The sequence below is a fragment of the Curtobacterium sp. ODYSSEY 48 V2 genome (assembly GCF_023712625.1).
Classification (GTDB): Bacteria; Actinomycetota; Actinomycetes; order Actinomycetales; family Microbacteriaceae; genus Curtobacterium.
Genome location: NZ_JAMAXX010000004.1, coordinates 214,113 through 231,086, shown reverse-complemented (window position 1 = coordinate 231,086; position 16,974 = coordinate 214,113). Strand labels below are relative to the sequence as shown.

The 16,974-nt window shown below is 71.3% G+C and carries 15 protein-coding genes and 2 tRNA genes; 3 read left to right on the top strand and 14 right to left on the bottom strand.

What is annotated here, in order from left to right:
• Nucleotides 1–63: 63 nt before the first annotated feature.
• Both M3666_RS08075 and M3666_RS08070 read left to right on the top strand, forming a co-directional pair.
• Complete coding sequence (locus M3666_RS08075; protein WP_058729431.1) at nucleotides 64–312, top strand: acyl carrier protein; 249 nt, start codon at nucleotides 64–66, stop codon at nucleotides 310–312.
• A gap of 181 nt (nucleotides 313–493) precedes the next feature.
• Nucleotides 494–1,738, top strand: a complete 1,245-nt coding sequence (locus tag M3666_RS08070; RefSeq protein ID WP_066653928.1) for a beta-ketoacyl synthase — start codon at nucleotides 494–496, stop codon at nucleotides 1,736–1,738.
• Between the two features lie 314 nt (nucleotides 1,739–2,052).
• Here M3666_RS08070 and M3666_RS08065 read toward each other — a convergent pair whose 3' ends face one another.
• The 6 genes from M3666_RS08065 to M3666_RS08040 all read right to left on the bottom strand — a co-directional run bounded on the left by M3666_RS08065 (nucleotide 2,053) and on the right by M3666_RS08040 (nucleotide 7,103).
• Nucleotides 2,053–2,532, bottom strand: a complete 480-nt coding sequence (locus M3666_RS08065) for a DUF3145 domain-containing protein (RefSeq protein WP_251155003.1) — start codon at nucleotides 2,530–2,532, stop codon at nucleotides 2,053–2,055.
• A gap of 193 nt (nucleotides 2,533–2,725) precedes the next feature.
• Nucleotides 2,726–3,544, bottom strand: a complete 819-nt coding sequence (locus tag M3666_RS17055) for a DUF1684 domain-containing protein (protein WP_066653927.1) — start codon at nucleotides 3,542–3,544, stop codon at nucleotides 2,726–2,728.
• The gene (locus M3666_RS08055) at nucleotides 3,541–4,662 is read right to left on the bottom strand and encodes an AI-2E family transporter (protein ID WP_200884164.1); all 1,122 of its coding nucleotides are present in this window, start codon (nucleotides 4,660–4,662) and stop codon (nucleotides 3,541–3,543) included. The genes M3666_RS17055 and M3666_RS08055 overlap by 4 nt, the downstream gene beginning before the upstream one ends.
• Before the next feature lie 7 nt (nucleotides 4,663–4,669).
• Nucleotides 4,670–4,743: transfer RNA gene (locus M3666_RS08050), tRNA-Ile, on the bottom strand.
• A 13-nt stretch (nucleotides 4,744–4,756) separates the two neighbouring features.
• Entirely contained in the window at nucleotides 4,757–5,977 is a 1,221-nt protein-coding gene (locus M3666_RS08045; protein WP_285841192.1) for a glycosyltransferase, read from the bottom strand.
• 214 nt (nucleotides 5,978–6,191) lie between these two features.
• On the bottom strand, nucleotides 6,192–7,103 hold the full coding sequence (locus tag M3666_RS08040) for a DMT family transporter (protein ID WP_174234721.1): 912 nt from the start codon (nucleotides 7,101–7,103) through the stop codon (nucleotides 6,192–6,194).
• Between the two features lie 39 nt (nucleotides 7,104–7,142).
• Here M3666_RS08040 and def point away from each other — a divergent pair, with 39 nt between their 5' ends.
• Nucleotides 7,143–7,718, top strand: a complete 576-nt coding sequence (gene def / locus M3666_RS08035; protein WP_066653925.1) for a peptide deformylase — start codon at nucleotides 7,143–7,145, stop codon at nucleotides 7,716–7,718.
• Nucleotides 7,719–7,780: 62 nt separating this feature from the next.
• Here def and M3666_RS08030 read toward each other — a convergent pair whose 3' ends face one another.
• The 8 genes from M3666_RS08030 to M3666_RS07995 all read right to left on the bottom strand — a co-directional run bounded on the left by M3666_RS08030 (nucleotide 7,781) and on the right by M3666_RS07995 (nucleotide 16,322).
• On the bottom strand, nucleotides 7,781–8,299 hold the full coding sequence (locus tag M3666_RS08030; protein WP_251154964.1) for a hypothetical protein: 519 nt from the start codon (nucleotides 8,297–8,299) through the stop codon (nucleotides 7,781–7,783).
• Nucleotides 8,300–8,523: 224 nt separating this feature from the next.
• A tRNA-Asn gene (locus tag M3666_RS08025) sits at nucleotides 8,524–8,596 on the bottom strand.
• 137 nt (nucleotides 8,597–8,733) lie between these two features.
• Nucleotides 8,734–9,756, bottom strand: coding sequence for a D-isomer specific 2-hydroxyacid dehydrogenase family protein (locus M3666_RS08020; protein WP_251154963.1), 1,023 nt, complete (start codon nucleotides 9,754–9,756; stop codon nucleotides 8,734–8,736).
• Nucleotides 9,753–10,691: an ATP-binding cassette domain-containing protein gene (locus M3666_RS08015; protein ID WP_251154962.1), complete on the bottom strand. Its 939-nt coding sequence runs from the start codon at nucleotides 10,689–10,691 to the stop codon at nucleotides 9,753–9,755. The genes M3666_RS08020 and M3666_RS08015 overlap by 4 nt, the downstream gene beginning before the upstream one ends.
• Nucleotides 10,692–10,834: 143 nt before the next feature.
• Nucleotides 10,835–12,520: an ABC transporter ATP-binding protein gene (locus M3666_RS08010; RefSeq protein WP_251154961.1), complete on the bottom strand. Its 1,686-nt coding sequence runs from the start codon at nucleotides 12,518–12,520 to the stop codon at nucleotides 10,835–10,837.
• Nucleotides 12,517–13,512, bottom strand: a complete 996-nt coding sequence (locus M3666_RS08005; protein WP_066653922.1) for an ABC transporter permease — start codon at nucleotides 13,510–13,512, stop codon at nucleotides 12,517–12,519. The genes M3666_RS08010 and M3666_RS08005 overlap by 4 nt, the downstream gene beginning before the upstream one ends.
• Before the next feature lie 2 nt (nucleotides 13,513–13,514).
• A complete protein-coding gene (locus tag M3666_RS08000) occupies nucleotides 13,515–14,621 on the bottom strand; it encodes an ABC transporter permease (RefSeq protein ID WP_209682997.1) in 1,107 nt (368 codons plus the stop codon).
• Between the two features lie 84 nt (nucleotides 14,622–14,705).
• Nucleotides 14,706–16,322, bottom strand: a complete 1,617-nt coding sequence (locus M3666_RS07995; RefSeq protein ID WP_066653919.1) for an ABC transporter substrate-binding protein — start codon at nucleotides 16,320–16,322, stop codon at nucleotides 14,706–14,708.
• Nucleotides 16,323–16,974 lie beyond the last annotated feature (652 nt).

Here is a 16,974-nt window from a genome sequence, read left to right as displayed (position 1 = left end):
CCGTACCACTCGTGCCCTAGGCTGGTCCACGGTCAAACGACACCCCCCTCAAGGAGAACACCCATGGCCCTGTCCAACGAAGAAGTCCTCGCCGGCCTGGCCGAGCTGATCAACGACGAGACCGGCATCGCGACCGACACCGTCGCCGCCGACAAGTCGTTCACCGACGACCTCGACATCGACTCGATCTCGATGATGACCATCGTCGTGAACGCCGAGGAGAAGTTCGACGTGAAGATCCCGGACGAAGAGGTCAAGAACCTCAAGACCGTGGGCGACGCCGTCGACTACATCACGAAGGCCCAGGCCTGACGCGAGCTTCCTGAGCGCCGCGGACCGCGCACATCCCGCGGGCCGCGGCGCTCACCTCGTCCACCAGCGGTGGAGCTCCCACCGGCGCTCGACCACACCGGACGGGCGCCCACCGGCGCTCGACCACACGGACGGGCGTCCACCGGCGCTCGACCAGTCCACACGAAAGACACGTCGTTCCATGACCAAGAAGACCGTCGTCGTCACCGGGATCGGTGCGATCACACCCCTCGCCGCGACCGCCCCGGAGACCTGGGACGCGCTGCTCGCCGGCGGGTCCGGCATCACCCGCATCGAGGACGAGCGCTACTCGTCGCTCGAGATCCCCGTCGAGTTCGCCGGCCAGGCACGCCGCTTCCTCACGGACCAGCTCACGCGCCCGGAGACCAAGCGCCTCGACCCCTCGTCGCAGCTGTCGCTCGTCGCCGCTCGTGAGGCCTGGGCCGACGCCGGCATCGACCCCGAGACCGTCGTCCCCGAGCGCCTCGTCGTCGACTGGGCGACCGGCATCGGCGGCGTCAACACGCTCCTCGACGCCTGGGACACCCTGCGCGAGAAGGGTCCGCGTCGCGTCATGCCGATGACGGTCCCGATGCTCATGGCGAACGGCCCCGCCGCCGCCATCGAGATGGAGTTCGGCGCGCGCGGCGGTGCCCGCACGTACCTCTCCGCCTGCGCCTCGTCCACCGAGTCGCTGGCCGAGGCCTACCGCCACATCGCCGACGGCGACGCCGACATCGTCATCACCGGTGGCGCCGAGGCCGCACTGCACCCGCTGCCCCTCGCCGCGTTCGCCGCGATGCAGGCACTCTCGCGACGGAACGACTCCCCCGAGACGGCCTCGCGTCCGTACGACGTCACGCGCGACGGCTTCGTGCTCGGCGACGGCGCCGCAGCGCTCATCCTCGAGTCGAAGGAGCACGCGGAGGCCCGCGGCGCGACGATCTACGCCGAGGTCGCCGGTGCCGGGATCACCTCGGACGCCTTCCACATCACCGCGCCGGACCCCGAGGGCAGCGCCGCCGCCCGCGCGGTCATCACGGCGCTCGAGCACGCCGACGCCGCCCGCGAGGACGTCGTCCACGTCAACGCCCACGCCACCTCGACCCCGGTCGGCGACGTGGCCGAGTACCACGCGATGCGCCGCGTCTTCGGCGACCACCTCGACAACGTGGTCGTCTCGGCCACCAAGGCGTCGACGGGGCACCTGCTCGGCGGTGCGGGTGCGATCGAGGCCGCGTTCACGGTCATGGCGCTGCACCAGCGCGTCGCGCCGCCGACGATCAACCTGACCGAGCAGGACCCGGAGATCGTGATGGACGTCGCGACCGCGCCGCGCGAGCTGCCCGCAGGTGACCTGCTCGCGGTGAGCAACTCGTTCGGGTTCGGCGGACACAACGCCGTGGTGGCGTTCCGCACGGCCTGATCCGTCGTCGCCGACCCGTCGTCGACCTGGAGGCCCGTCCTGCGTCCGCAGGGCGGGCCTCCGTCCGTCACGGGGCGCCGCCCGTCCATCGGCCGCCGGTGCCCGGGCCGTTCCGGTCCCACGACCTGCCGCTCATGTTCCGCGACGACGGCGTGTCCTGCGACCGGGACGTCCGCAGGCGGCACGTCGTGCGACCTGAACGAGGCCAGGGCACAGCTCCTCGACGACAGGCGTGCCGCACGCGGGGACGACGGACGCCGCCGACTCCGGAGGGAGCGGGCGGCGTCCGAGTGGTGCGGAGGGCGCGAGAGGGGTCAGCCGACGCGGTGCAGCCAGACGACGGGGTTGCCCTCGGCGGCGTGCCGGAAGGGCTCGAGCTCGTCGTCCCAGGCCTGCCCGAGGGCGAGACGGAGTTCGCGGTGGAGTTCGAGGGCGTTGCTGCCGGCGACCTCCATGGCGTAGCGCACACGGTCCTCGGGGACGACCATGTTGCCGGACACGTCGGTCTGCGCGAAGAAGACGCCGAGGTCGGGCGTGTGCATCCACCGCCCGCCGTCGGACTGTGCGGTCGGTTCCTCGGTGACCTCGTAGCGCAGGTGCTCCCACCCGCGCAGGGCAGAGGCGATCGCCGCACCGGTGCCGACCGGGCCCGTCCACGTGAACTCCGTCCGGCGGGAGCCGTCGAGTGCGGGCTGGTCGAGCCACGAGAAGTTCACGGCGCGGCTCATCGCGCGACCGGCCGCCCATTCGACGTGCGGGCAGAGCGCGCGTGGTGAGGAGTGCACGTACAGCACCCCTGTCGTCGTTCCGTTCACGATTCCTCCGCTTCGTCAGGTGCGACTTCCCCATCGACCTGTGGTGCGGAGTCCCGGTAGCGGAACCATCGGTATCAGATTGTGATGTCCCTGCGGACACGCCCATTATGCAGCGTCCGCGCTGGGAACGCCACACCCGGCGAGCAGACCGCGCGGGCGGACCGGGCGGGCCTCAGTGCAGGACGGCGCCCTGCTCGTCGACGGGGTGCCGCTCCCCCGCGGTGAGTGCGACCGGGAGGCGGTTCTCCTCCGGGGGCACCGGGCAGGCGTACTGGTACGAGAACGCGCAGGGCGGCAGGACGAGCCGGTCCCAGTCGAGCGCGACCTCGGCCGCGCCGTCGGGCTCGGGCAGGTACAGGAAGCGTCCCATCGAGTACGAGCTGCCCGGGTCGCCCTCGGGCAGGGCGCTGGTGGTGTCCTGCACGATGAGCTGCAACCGCGGCCGGCCCTGGAACGGCGCGGACCGCACCGCGGTGAGCCGCACGGGAACGTCGTCCACCGTGGTCTCGATCGTCCCGGTGACGGGCAGGGGGTCGCCGGCGGCGTCGGTGAGGTGACCGGGTGCCTCCTGACCGGACCAGGGTTCGTACCTGCCGGCCGTGACCCACCCGCCCGGCCGCGGGGCGAACCGGGCGATGCGTGCGAAGCGGGAGACCGCGTCGGAGGCCGGGTCCCAGACGCGCAGCGTGGAGCCGTGCACCGTGCCGGCGAGCCCGTCGGCGAAGGCGACGGTCGACGGCACGACGGCGGTGTCACCCGCGACCAGCACCGTGCCGTCCACCGGGACGCCGTCGACCACGACGCCGTCCGCCGCCGCGGCGGTGACGGTGAGACCACCAGGGACCGGTGCCCACTGCCCGGCGACCGGCCACACGGGCTGCGGGCGGTCGACGTGCTGCGCGTTCACCAGGGCGAGCGGGCCGCGCGCGCTGCGGGCCCAGGCATCGCGGGCCGCGACGTGCTCGGCCAGGTCCGGGTCGACGGTGCTCACGACTGCTCCTGGCGGGGGTAGATGACCTTCTGCACGATGATGATCACCGACGCGGCGACCGGCACGGCGACGAGCGCCCCGAGGACCCCGCCGATCGTGCCACCGGCGACCGCGGCGATGACCACCAGGGCGCCCGGCACCTGCACCGCGCGCGACATGATGCGCGGGGAGATGAGGTACGCCTCGACCTGCATGTAGACGAGGTAGTAGATCGCGGCCGCGAGCGCCGTGGCCGGCGAGGCGAACAGGCAGAGCAGGGAGATGACGACCGCCGCGGCGAGGGTGCCGACGAGCGGGATGAGCGAGCCCAGGAACGCGAAGGTCGCCAGCAGCACGGGCAGCGGTGCACCGATGATGAGCAGGAACACGAGGCTGAGGATGCCGTTGATCAGCGCCTGGCTGATCTGTCCGACGACGTAGCGGCCGACGGCCTGGGTGATCTGCTCGCTGACGTCGACGAAGTTCTGCCGACGTGTCGCCGGCACGAAGCGGTAGGCCATCGACTTCAGGCCCCGCATCGACGCCAGGAAGTACAGCATCAGGATGATGACGATGATCGCGCCGGTCAGGCCGGACAGGATACCGCTGCCGACCGCCAGGATCCCGCCACCGAGGCTGAGGAGGTTGCCCGGGTCCTCCACGAAGGACTGCAGCGACTCCAGCGCGTGGTTGACGTCGACGGCGCCGGCGAACTGCTGTGACAGGTCCTGGACCCACTCCTGCTGCGAGATGTCCTGGACGATCTCCGGGAAGTTCTGGACGAGGTTCGTCGCCTGCTGGATGAGGATCGGGACGACCGCGAACACGACGCCGGCGAAGGCGGACAGGACACCCACGACGACGATCGTGATCGCCGACCAGCGCGGGATGAACCGTTCGAGGAAGGACACCAGCGGGTCGATGCCGAGCGACAGGAAGAGCGCGACGCCGATGTAGACCAGGACCGTGCTGAGCTGCTGGACGATCACGCCGGCCAGCAGGGCGATGAGCACGCCCAGGGCTCCCATGAAGCCGATGCGGAACGCGTTCACGCGCACGCCGGTGCCGACCCGGGTCGCCTCGAACGTCACGTTCGGGGTCGGCGCGTGGTCGTCGGGGGTCTCACGTCGTCGCGGCAGGTGCACGTAGGGCGGGCGGGACTTGAACCCGCGATCGTTCGGTTATGAGCCGAGTGCCTTGACCAGCTTGGCTACCGCCCCTCGTCGGGGACCGTCAGGCCACCGACTCCCCACGATACAGCGACTCGAACGTCGCGAGCGTGCGGTTGATGTCGTGTGCCTCGATCATGGCCAGGCTGCGCTCCCGCATCGCCTGGTAGTCGTCGTCGGACGCCTGCAGCACCTGTGCGAGCTTCGCAGCGAGGTCCTGCACGTCGCCCGGCGTGAAGAGGTACCCGTTGCCGTCGATGAGGTGCGGCAGTGCCATCGAGTCCGCGGCGACCACCGGCAGCCCGGACGCCATAGCCTCGAGGGACGAGATGCTCTGCAGCTCGGCGGTGGACGGCATCGCGAAGACGGTGCCGTTCGTCAGCGCCTGGCGCTTCGCCTCGTCCGACACGAAGCCGGCGAAGCGCACCCGGTCCTCGAGTCCGAGTTCCTGCACGAGCGTCTTCAACTTCGGGATCATCTCGCCGCCACCGACGATGGTGAGCGTCGCGTGCAGCTCACTCGGCAGCAGTGGGAGCGCTCGGACGAGCACGTCGAGGTTCTTCTCCGGCGCGACCCGGCCGACGAACACGATGTCGTTCCCCGCGGGGCGACCACTGCGGGCGCTGTAGCGCGACGCGTCGATGCCGCAGGAGATCGCGAGGACCTGCTGCCCGGCGATGGCCTCGCGGAGGTAGTCCGCGGCCAGCACCGTCGGCGTCGTGATGGCGTCGGCGAGCCGGTAGGTCTTGGCGGCGTCGTTCCACGCGATCTTCAGCGCGATCGGCAGCGTGCGACGGCCGAACGGGACGTACTCGAGCAGGTTCTCGGGCATGAAGTGGTTGGTGCCGACGATGCGGATGCCGCGCTCGTGGGCCTCCTGCACGATGCCGCGCCCGATGACGATGTGCGACTGGATGTGCAGCACGTCCGGCTGGACGGCGTCGAGGATCGGACCCGTCCACTTGCGGACGCTCCACGGCCACACGAAGCGGAGCCACGCGTGCCACGGCCACTTGTACGACTTCAGCCGGTGGACGGTGAGGACGACGCCGCGGTGCTCCTCGTCGAACGTGCCGTGGTGGGCGCTCGACGCCGGGGCCACGACGTGGACCTCGTGGCCGCGCTCCGCGAGCCCGACGGCGAGCTGCTCGGCGAAGGTCGCGGCGCCGTTGACGTCCGGCGGGAAGGTGTCGGCCGCGATCATGACGCGCAGCGGTCGGGACCCGCCCGTCGCACCCGTCGACTCGGCGGTGGCGGTGGTGGCGTCCTCTGACACGGCTGGCATCGTCCTCTCGTGGGCGGTTGCTGGTCGGGCCTCGACGGTACCGCACGGGCCCGAGCGCCCGCGTCAGCCGCGCGGACGACGCCGATGGCCGACAGCGACCACCGACGCCGTCAGCAACCGCGTCAGCCGCGCGGACGACGCCGACGGCTGACAACGACGACCGACGCTGTCAGCAACCGCGGACACGACCGCCCACGCCGCGAGCCGACCGCGGTCAGCGCCGCGTCTCGGGGTGGTGCTTCGCGAGCAGGAACACGCCCGTGATGGCGATCACCGCAGCGACCAGGAAGCCGACCACCGCGATCCACGGCGCCCCGGCAGCCTCGCCGAGCACGATCACGCCGATGCCCACGGCGACGATCGGGTCGATGACGGTGAGGCCGGCGATCACCAGGTCGGCGGACCCGCTCGAGTACGCGTTCTGCACGAAGTACCCGCCGAGCACCGCGGCGACGATCACCCCGACGACGGCGATCGCGGTCAGCCAGTCGAACGTGCCGTGCAGGAACCGGTTCAGCACGACCTTGGCCAGCGTCGCGACGAAGCCGTAGAGCACCCCGGCCACGACGATGTAGTACATGGCGCTCGCCCGCTTCGCCGCGAAGCGGAACGACAGGAACACGGCCACCAGGACGATCGCCAGCACCACCAGGATCGTCACGAGCTGCTCGTGGGTGATCGCGCTCTCGCGGCCGACGACGGCGGCGATGCCGACGAAGATCCCGACACCGATGATGCAGGTCCAGACCGCCCGTCGCGCCTGCTGTCCGAGCGGCACCCCGGAGGACCGTGACGAGAACCACGTGGTGATGACGAGCGCGACGGCGCCGAGCGGCTGCACGACGATGAGCGGGGCGTTCGTGATGCTGATGAGCTGGAGCACGACGGCCAGACCGAGCATGAGCGTGCCCAGCACCCACCAGCCGCTGCCGAGCAGCCCGAGGACGTGCCGCACCGACAGCCCCTTCGACTGCCGACCGAGCCGGGCCTCGACGCGCTGCACCCCGCGGCTCTGGAACTGCGCTCCGAGCGACAGGAAGACCGCACCGACGAGCGCGACGGGGATCATCAGGGCCTGGAACGGGGTCAGGTTGACCGCGTCCGGGATCGGGAGGTCCGTCGTCACGCGACGAGGCTACCGGTCCTCGCCGGATAACCTGGGTGAATGCCCGTCCTCCCCATCCGCATCACCGGCGAACCCGTCCTCCACGAGCGCGCTGCCGAGGTCACCGCGTTCGACGACGACCTCCGCGCACTGGTGCAGGACATGTACGAGACGATGGACCTCGCCCCCGGGGTCGGTCTCGCGGGTCCGCAGGTCGGGGTCGGCAAGCGCCTGTTCGTGTACTCGTGGACCGACGACGACGAGGTCCTGCACCGCGGGGTCGCGATCAACCCGGTGCTCTGGACCACTCCGCCCGTGCCGGAGACGGTCGAGGAGCTCGACGAGGACGAGGAGTCCGAGGGCTGCCTCTCGATCCCGGGTGAGCGCTTCCCGCTGCGTCGGGCCGAGGGCGCCCTGCTCCGTGCGGTCGACGAGCACGGGGAGCCCTTCGAGGTCGAGGCCCACGGGTGGCTCGCCCGCGTCTTCCAGCACGAGTACGACCACCTGGACGGCTACCTGTACGCCGACCGGCTCGTGCACCCGTACGGCAAGCAGGTCGCGAAGGCGATCCGCAAGAGCAGCTGGGGCGGCCCGGGCAAGTCCTGGCTCCCCGGTCGCGACCACCCCGAAGGCTGACCGCGCGGTCGGCTCCGGCGCACGTCCCAGGGCGGCACCGGCGGTCGGCCGGGAGGCCCGGCTCAGCCCCGGTAGGCCGTCAGCGACTCCTGCAGGCGGTCCCGGTCGGGGTGACCGGGGCAGTACGCGACGAGTCCGGCCGCCAGCTCGGCCTGGTCCGGCGTCGAGACGCCGTCACGCCACGGCGACGCTCCGCGCTCCGCGCAGGTCGCCGCGAGCTCCTCGAGCGTGGCGGTACCGTCGGCCGCCCGGACCGCGGCCCGCTGCTGCGCCGACATCTCGGTGCCGGTGATGCGCTCGGCCCGGCAGTCGGTGCGCTCGGCCTCCCACACGGCGGCGTACGTCGTGTACGTCTCCCCAGTGCCGTCGGCGTCGACACCCGTCGTGTCGCTGCTGCCGTCCGCGGCGCCGCTGCACACGAACGCGAAGACGATCGGCGCGCTGCCCGTCGCGGAGACCTCGGACCGTGCTGCGGAGTCGAGCGAGTCCTCCGGCTCCGGTTGCCCGGCGGTGCACGCGGTGAGCGCCACCGCTCCGAGGACGACGAACGCCGCGGCGAGGGTCCGGCGCACGGTGATCACCTGTGAACGCTAACAGCTTGCGACCGGGCGGCGCCTGCGAGCCAGCCGGAAGCCGAACACCGGCCGCCGCCCAGCGCCGGCTCCGCGCGAGACTCGGCCGTGCGGACACGTTCGTGGTCCGGTGCCCGAGAAACCGTCCGCGGAGCCGAGTCTCGCGGTAGCGGCAAGGGCGCCGAACCCCGGGAACGCAAGAGGCCCCCACCCCGGAGGGTGAGGGCCTGTCGCTCCCCGAGTTGGACTCGAACCAACAACCTGCCGGTTAACAGCCGGCTGCTCTGCCAATTGAGCTATCGAGGATCACTGTCCGCTGGCGAATGTGGTGCGAACAACGGGTAACAGCATAGCAGCACCCCGAGCCCGCTCCGCGCATCGGCCGCGCATCCCGGGCGTGCCGCGTCGTCGAGCTCCCCGGCCGGGCCCGGCGCCGTCGGTGCTCAGTAGCCCGCGACGGGGTCCACGACGCCGACGAACCCGTCACCGGAGCCGGACAGGAACGCGGCGGTGTTCGCCCGGACGCGCTCGGCCAGCAGCGGCGCGACCATGTCCGGGGTGTCGGCCTGGTGCGGCGTGACGACCACACCCGGCTCGTCCCAGAGCGGGTGGCCGTCGGGCAACGGCTCCGGGTCCGTCACGTCGAGGCCGGCGGCGGCGATCGTGCCCTCGCGCAGCGCCGCGACGAGCGCGTCGGTGTCGACCAGTCCCCCGCGCGCGATGTTCACGAGACGCGCCGAGGGCTTCATGAGTCCGAACCGACGCGCGTCGAGCAGCTTCGCCGTCCCCGAGGTCATGGCTGCCGCGACCACGACCACGTCGGCGTCGGGCAGCACCTCGTCCAGGGCGTCGGTCGTGACCGTGCGGTCGGCTCCCGGCACCGGGTCGTCCGAGCGGCGCACGACCGTCACGGAGACCTCGAACGGGGCGACGAGCCGGATGTACTCCAGGGCGATCCCGCCCGCGCCGATCACCACGACGTTCCGCCCGTAGAGCGACACGCCCTCCGGCTCGGTCGCCCAGGACGTCGCGCGGGCGCGCTTCTGCAGCACCCGGAGCGTCGCGAGCGTCAGCGCGAGGGCGTGCTCGGCGACGGGTTCCGCGTAGGCGCCCTTGGCCGACGTGAAGAGCACCCGGTCCCCGTGCTCCTGGATCAGGTGGGCGAAGGCGTCGACGCCCGCGAAGGGCAGCTGGACCCAGCCGACCGAGGCCCCCTGGTCCAACGCCGCCGCGAGCCCGTCGGGGTCACGGGCGTCGAGCCAGACGATCCCCCGCGTGTCCGCGCCGAGGTCGCCGACCGTGCCGCCGGCGGCCCGCACGGCGTCCGCGTGCAGGTCGGCCGCGGTCGGCAGGATCGCGACCGGTCCGGCCGTGGGTGCGTCGACGGGGAGCGGGGCGCCCGCGTCGGTGACGACCGCGCGGTGTCCGCGGCTGCTCGCCGTGTCGTGTGCGGTCGTGGTGCTCATGCGTTCTCCTGACGCTCGGTCCGGGGAGCGGTGCCCGCCCCGGCACCGACCGGACGACGGGGGGCGGACGAGCGCCGCGGGGCGGTGGTCGCGGTCGGACGACGCTTCACGGGGCGTGACGCGGTCGCGGCGAGCGTCTGCACGTAGGGGTCGACGGGGTTGTCGAGGACCTCGTCGAAGGTGCCGAGCCCGACCAGGCGGCTCTCGGCGAGCACACCGACGCGGTCCGCGAGCGCGCGGGCCTCGCGGAGGTCGCTCGACACCACGACGGCCGAGAACTGCCGACCGCGCTGCAGGTTCGTCAGGGCCTCGAGCACCGACTGACGGACCAGGACGTCGACGCCGCGTGCGGGTTCGTCGGCGACGAGGAGCTGCGGCTCGAGGATGAGCGCGCGTGCGAGGGCGACACGCTGCCGCTGCCCGCTCGACAGCTCCCACGTGTTCAGGCGCATGATGCCGAGGGGCAGGTGCACGGCGTCGACCAGTCGCGCGACCATGAGCCCGGCCTCCTTGCGGTCGAACCGCCGGTCGCGCAGGTAGATCGGTTCGGCGATCGCCTCGCCCACGGTCAGGTCGGGGCTCAGCCGGTCGGCGCCGTCCTGCGGCAGGTACCCGATGCGGCCGGTCAGCCGCTGCGCCTTCCGCGAGGACGGGCGGAGCCCGCGCACGTGCTGACCGAGCACGGTGAGCTCACCGCCGACGATCTGTCGCCGGTGCGCACCCTCGCCCTCGCCGGTCGCGCCGAGCTGCCCGGCGATCGCGGCGGCGAAGGTGCTCTTGCCGGAACCGGACTCACCGATGAGCGCGAGGATCTCGCCCTGGCGGACGGTCAGGCTGACCCCGTCGACCGCGCGGATCGGCTCCGATCCGCGGACGCCCCGGTACTCGATCGAGACGTCGTCTGCGACGACCGCCGGGCCGTTCACCGCGATCATGGGTCCCCTTCCGCGCCGCCCCCTGGCGGCGGTTGCGCGACGGACCGGTGTCGCGTCGTCGGTGGTTCGCCGGAGGTGACCGGCCGGGAGGCGCGGCGTGCGTCGACGACGCAACGCCGTGCCTCCCGGCCGGTCGCGTCGGGTCAGGACCCGGCGTTCTCCAGTGCCACCAGCGTACGCCGTCGCTCCGCCTGTTCCGCCGGGTCCGGCACGGGCAGCGACGCGAGCAGCCGCTGCGTGTAGGGGTGCTTCGGCGCACCGAGGACCTCGGCGGTGGTGCCCGTCTCCACCAGGTCGCCGCGGTACAGCACCGCGATGCGGTCCGACAGTGCGCCGACGACCGCGAGGTCGTGGCTGATGAACAGCGACGCGAACCCGAGGTCCTGCTGCAGCTCGAGGAAGAGCTCCAGCACGCGGGCCTGCACCGACACGTCGAGCGCGCTCGTCGGTTCGTCCGCGATGAGCAGCTTCGGCCGGAGTGCGATCGAACGCGCGAGCGAGGCGCGCTGCCGCTGGCCACCGGACAGCTCGTGCGGGTACCGGTCGCCGTAGGACGCCGGGAGCTGCACCATCTCGAGCAACTCGCCGACGCGCTTGCGGGCGGCTCGGGGGTTCCGCACCTCGCCGTGCACGACGAGCGGCTCGGCGACGCACTCGGCGATCGTGAGCAGCGGGTTGAACGAGGTCGCCGGGTCCTGGAACACGAACCCGATGTCCTTGCGGTGCCGCTTGAAGTCCCGCTCGCGGTACCCGAGCATCTCGGTGCCGAGGACCTCGAGCGACCCGCCGGTGACGCGGGTGAGCCCCGCGATGGCCCGACCGATCGTCGTCTTGCCGGAGCCCGACTCCCCCACCAGCCCGAGCACCTCGCCGGGACGGACGTCGAGGTCGACGCCCTTCACGGCCCTGAAGGCGGGCGAACCGAGGCGGCCCGGGTACTCGATCTCGAGCCCCTTCGCGCTGACGAGGGGCTCGACGTCGGTCGCGATCACCGCTCGGCGGGCCGTCCCGGTCGAGGCCTCCAGCCGGGGCACGGCGGCGAGCAGGCGCTTCGTGTAGTCGGCCTGCGGGTCCGCGAAGAGCTGCGCGACCGGTGCCTCCTCCACGACCTCGCCCTGGTACATGACGGCGACCCGGTCGGCCAGGTCGGCGACCACGCCCATGTTGTGCGTGATGATGACGATGGCGGCGCCGAACTCGTCGCGGCAGCGCCGGAGCAGGTCGAGGATCTCGGCCTGCACGGTGACGTCGAGTGCGGTGGTCGGCTCGTCGGCGATGATCACGCTCGGCTCGAGGGCCAGTGCACTCGCGATGACCACGCGCTGCTTCTGCCCGCCGGAGAACTGGTGCGGGTAGTGGTCGACCCGCGTCTCCGGGTCGGGGATGCCGACGCGGCGCAGGTAGTCGATCGCCTTCGCGCGGGCGTCCTTCTTCGAGACGCCGCCGTGCGCCCGGAGGCCCTCGGCGATCTGCCACCCCACCGTGAAGACCGGGTTGAGCGCGGTCGACGGCTCCTGGAAGACCATCGCACCGGCCGTGCCGCGGAGTTCGCGGAGCTTGGCCGACCCGACGCTGACCACGTCGGTGCCGTCGAGGTACACCGCACCACCGAGCGTCGCCGTCTCGGGCATCAGCCGCAGCATGCTGCGGGCCGTGACCGACTTGCCGGAGCCGGACTCGCCGACCAGCGCGAGGACCTCGCCCGGACGGACGTCGAGACTGACGCCCTTGACCGCGTCGACGGCACCGCCGTCGGTCGCGAAGGTGACGGTCAGGTCGTCGACGACCGCGACCGGTCGGTCCTGCTGGTCGTTCCCTGCGTCGGTCATGCCGTCGCCCCTTCCGTGCTGGCGGCCTGCTTCCGCGAGACCAGCTGCTTCAGCCTCCTGCGGGCGCGCAGGCGCGGGTCCGAGATGTCGTTGAGGCTCTCGCCGATGAAGGTCACGCCGAGCACGAGCACGACGATCGCGACGCCGGGGAACACACCGGTCCACCAGACGCCCGACGCGACGTCCGACAGCGCGCGGCTGAGGTCGTAGCCCCACTCCGCGCCGCTGGTCGGGCCGATGCCGAACCCGAGGAAGCCGAGGCCGGCCAGGGTGAGGATCGCGTCGGAGGCGTTCAGCGTCAGGATGAGCGGCAGGCTCCTGGTGCTGTTGCGCAGCACGTGGCGGGTCATGATGCGCCACGGGTTCGTGCCGATGACCCGCGCGGACTCGACGAACGCCTCGTTCTTCAGGCGCACCGCCTCGGCACGCACGACCCGGAAGTACTGCGGGACGTAGACGACGGTGATCGAGATCGCCGCCGCGACGATGCCGCCGGTGTAGCTCGAGTTGCCGCCGGAGATCACGATCGACACGACGATGGCGAGCAGCAGCGAGGGGAACGCGTAGATCGCGTCGGCGACGACGACGAGGACCCGGTCGAGCCAGCCGCCGACGTACCCCGAGACCATGCCGAGGATGACCCCGATCGTGATCGACACGACGACCGCGACGATGACGACGAGCACCGCGGTGCGCGCGCCGAAGACGACGCGGCTGAACACGTCGAAGCCACCGACCGTGGTGCCCCAGACGTGCTCGGCGCTCGGCGGGGCGGTGCGCGGGAAGCCCTGGCCGTCGGCGCCCTGCAGCTGACCGAAGCCGTACGGGGCGATGAGCGGCGCGGCGAGGGCGACGATCAGGTACAGGGCGCAGATGACCACGCCGGTGATGAGCATGGCGCGCTGCCAGCCGGTGCTCCTGCGGAGCTGGACCACCACGGGCAGCCGCTTCCAGAGCGGCTCGTGGCGGTCGACGAGCGAGGTGTCGGCCATCGCTAGAACCTCACTCTCGGGTCGATCAGCGCCGCGACGACGTCGACGACGAAGTTCGTCACGGCGACGATCACGGCGAGCATCGCGACGATGCCCTGGACCGCGACGAAGTCGCGGGCCGACAGGTACTGGTTGAGCTGGAAACCGAGCCCGCGCCAGCCGAACGTGGTCTCGGTGAGCACCGACCCACCGAGCAGCATGGCGATCTGCAGACCCATCACGGTGATGATCGGGACCAGCGCCGGACGGAAGGCGTGCGTCCGGACGAGCCGGGCCTCCCGGACGCCGCGCGAGCGGGCCGCGTCGACGTACTCGGACCCGAGCGAGCCGATCATGTTGGCACGCACCAGACGCAGGAAGATGCCGGCGGTGAGCAGACCGAGCGTCAGCGCGGGCAGGACGGCGTGCGACAGCACGTCGCCGATCACCTGCGCGTTGCCGGTGCGGAGTGCGTCGATGAGGTAGATGCCGGTCGCACCCGGGATGTTGTCGAGGATGAGCGACACCCGGGTGGAGGCGCGGTCGCCGAGCGGCAGCCAGCCGAGCCAGACCGAGAAGACGAGCTTGAGGAGCAGACCGCCGAAGAACACCGGCGTCGCGTACGTCAGGATCGCGAGCGCTCGGAACAGCACGTCCGGCCACTTGTCGCGGACGTACGCCGCGAGCATGCCGAGCGGGATGCCGAGGACGAGGGCGACGATGAGCGCGTAGAAGACCAGCTCCGCGGTCGCGCCGCCGTACGTGACGATGACCTCGGTGATCGGACGGTTGTCGGTCGACGTCGTGCCGAAGTCCCCGCGCACGATGCCGCCGAGGTACTCGAGGTACTGGACGATGACCGGCCGGTCGTAGCCGGCGGCGTGCAGACGTTCCTGGAGCTGCGAGGGCGTCAGACGGCCACCGACCGAGGCGGTGATCGGGTTCCCGATGACGCGCATCAGGAAGAAGACGAGCGTCACCAGGATGAACACCGTCGGGAAGATGAGGAGGAAGCGGACCAGGATGTACCGACCGAGCCCGCCGCCCTGCCCACGGGCACGTCGCTGTGCCTGGGGCTTGGTGGGGTCGGTGGCCAGCTCCGGTGTCGCCTCGGGGGTGCTGAGGGTCACGGGGACGGGTGCCTTTCGGTGCCGTTCGGGACGTGGCCACGGGGGCGCTCCTCGTGGGAACGCCCCCGTGGGCCGACGCCGGTGTTACTTGGAGAGGGTGGCGTAGCGGAACTTGTACGAGGAGTCGAGGGTCAGGCCCTTGACGTCCTTGCCCGCGACCGCCACGGACTTGCCCTGCAGGAGCGGCAGCGTCGAGATCTGCGTGGCCTCGCGCTCCTGCGCCTGCTCGATGAGCTGCGCGCGCTTGTCCTTGTCGGACTCCTGCTGCTCCTCGGAGATCAGCTTCTGGATCTCCGGGTCGTCGTAGTGGTTCTGCACGAAGTTGTCCTTCGTGAAGAACGGCGACAGGTAGTTGTCGGCGTCCGAGAAGTCCGGGAACCACCCGAGCTGGTACACCGGGTAGGAGTCCTTCGTCCGCTCCTGCGCGTAGGTCGTGTAGACCGTCGACTGGATCTTCACGGAGAACAGGCCCGAGTTCTCGAGCTGCGTCTTGAGCTCGGCGTACTCGTCGTCCGACGTCGAACCGTAGTGGTCGGGCGCGTACTGGATGTCGAGCTGCACCTTGCCGGTGACACCGGCCTTCGACAGCGTCTCCTTCGCCTTGTCGACGTCGGGGCCGCCCTTGCCGTTGCCGTAGAGCTCCTCGAACGGCTTCGCGGCACCGGTCAGGCCGTCCGGCACCATCGAGTAGACCGGCGAGTACGTGTTGTTGTAGACGTCCTTCGCGATCTTCTCGCGGTCGACGACGTCGGCCACGGCCTGGCGCACGGCGAGGGCCTTCGCCTCGTCCGCGTCGGACTGGCTCGCGCCGAACGGCTGCGTGTTGAAGTTGAAGACCAGGTAGCGGATCTCGCCACCGGGGCCGTCGGTGACCTTGACGGAGTCGTCCTTGCGCAGGTCGGCGATGTCGGTCGGCGTCAGCGAGCGGTACGCCACGTCGACGTCGCCCTTCTGCACGGCGAGCTTCAGGTCGGTCTCCTTGGTGTAGTAGCTGGCGGTGACCTCCTTGGTCTTCGCCTTGCCGAGGAGCCCGTCGTACTCGGGGTTCGCCGAGTACTGGATGGTGTCGTTCTCCTTGTACGAGGTGATCTCGTACTGCCCGGCGAACGCCTTGCCCTTGACGATGTCCGCCGCCGGGGTGAGCTCGTCCGCCGAGAAGACCTGCTCGTCGACGATCGGGCCTGCGGGGCTCGAGAGCACCTGCGGCCAGGTCTGGTCGGCGTGGTCGAGGTTGAAGACGACCGTGGTGTCGTCCGGGGTCTCGATGCTCTTGAGGTTGGCGAGCAGCGACTGCGGACCGTTCTCGTTGTTGATCTTCAGCTCGCGCTCGAACGAGAACTTGACGTCACTCGAGGTGAGGTCGTTGCCGTTCGCGAACTTCAGCCCGCTCTTGAGCTTCACCGTGTAGGTCGTGTCGTTCGTGAACTCGCCGCTCTCGGCGATGTCCGGCTTGACGTCGGGGCTGCCGACGGGGGTGTTCATCAGGAACGGGAACACCTGGTTCTGCACGGCGAAGGAGCCGTTGTCGTAGGACCCGGCCGGATCGAGGGACGTGACCTTGTCCGTCGTGCCGATGCTCAGGCCGTTGAGGTCGGTGTCGGAGACGCTGCTGCTCGCGCAGCCCGTCAGCACCAGCGCCGTCGCTGCTGCCCCGGCGCCGAGCGCGATGCCGCGCCTGCCCCACTTGGATACGGATGCCATGTCCGCTCTCTCTCTCGGTGATGGTTCGCAAGGGGTCCCGCGGAGGGCGGTGGATCGACTGTGAGGCCCGCCGGGAACGCTCATTGGTACCACCCTGACACGGAAGTCCACGATTCGAGGGACATTTGTTTACACCCTTGTAATGCACGACCGCGTCGCGTGGCGCATGATGCGCGCGTCACGGAGCGGCGTGTCGCGCACGAAAGTTGCGTGGTGCAACGGGGACGGGGTCGGGCCGCTGCCTGCCACCGGGCGGGCGGGCGAGCGGCTGCCGGCTGCCGGCTGCCGGCTGCCCGCTGCCCGCTGCCTGCTGCCCGCTGCCGAGCGGGCGAGATCCGTCACGCTCGACCTCCCCGGCCGACACATCCCACCCACCCGACGTCACGCGCGCGGCACGTCCTGCCCGCCCGGCGCCGGTCGGTGGCGCTCGCGTTCGGGTTGCACGACTTGCCGCTCAATTCGGGCCGCGGCGGCGGGTCGTGCGACCAGGACGACCGCACACGGCACGTCGTGCGACCGGAACGGCCAGTGCGAGTGGCCGGGCCACGGCGGGACACCGAGCGGGCGGACTACGTCACCCTCGGCGTCTCCGGGCACCGATCCCCACCCGCTCGACGTCGTCCACGCGGCGATCCCTGCCCGCTGCGGCGGC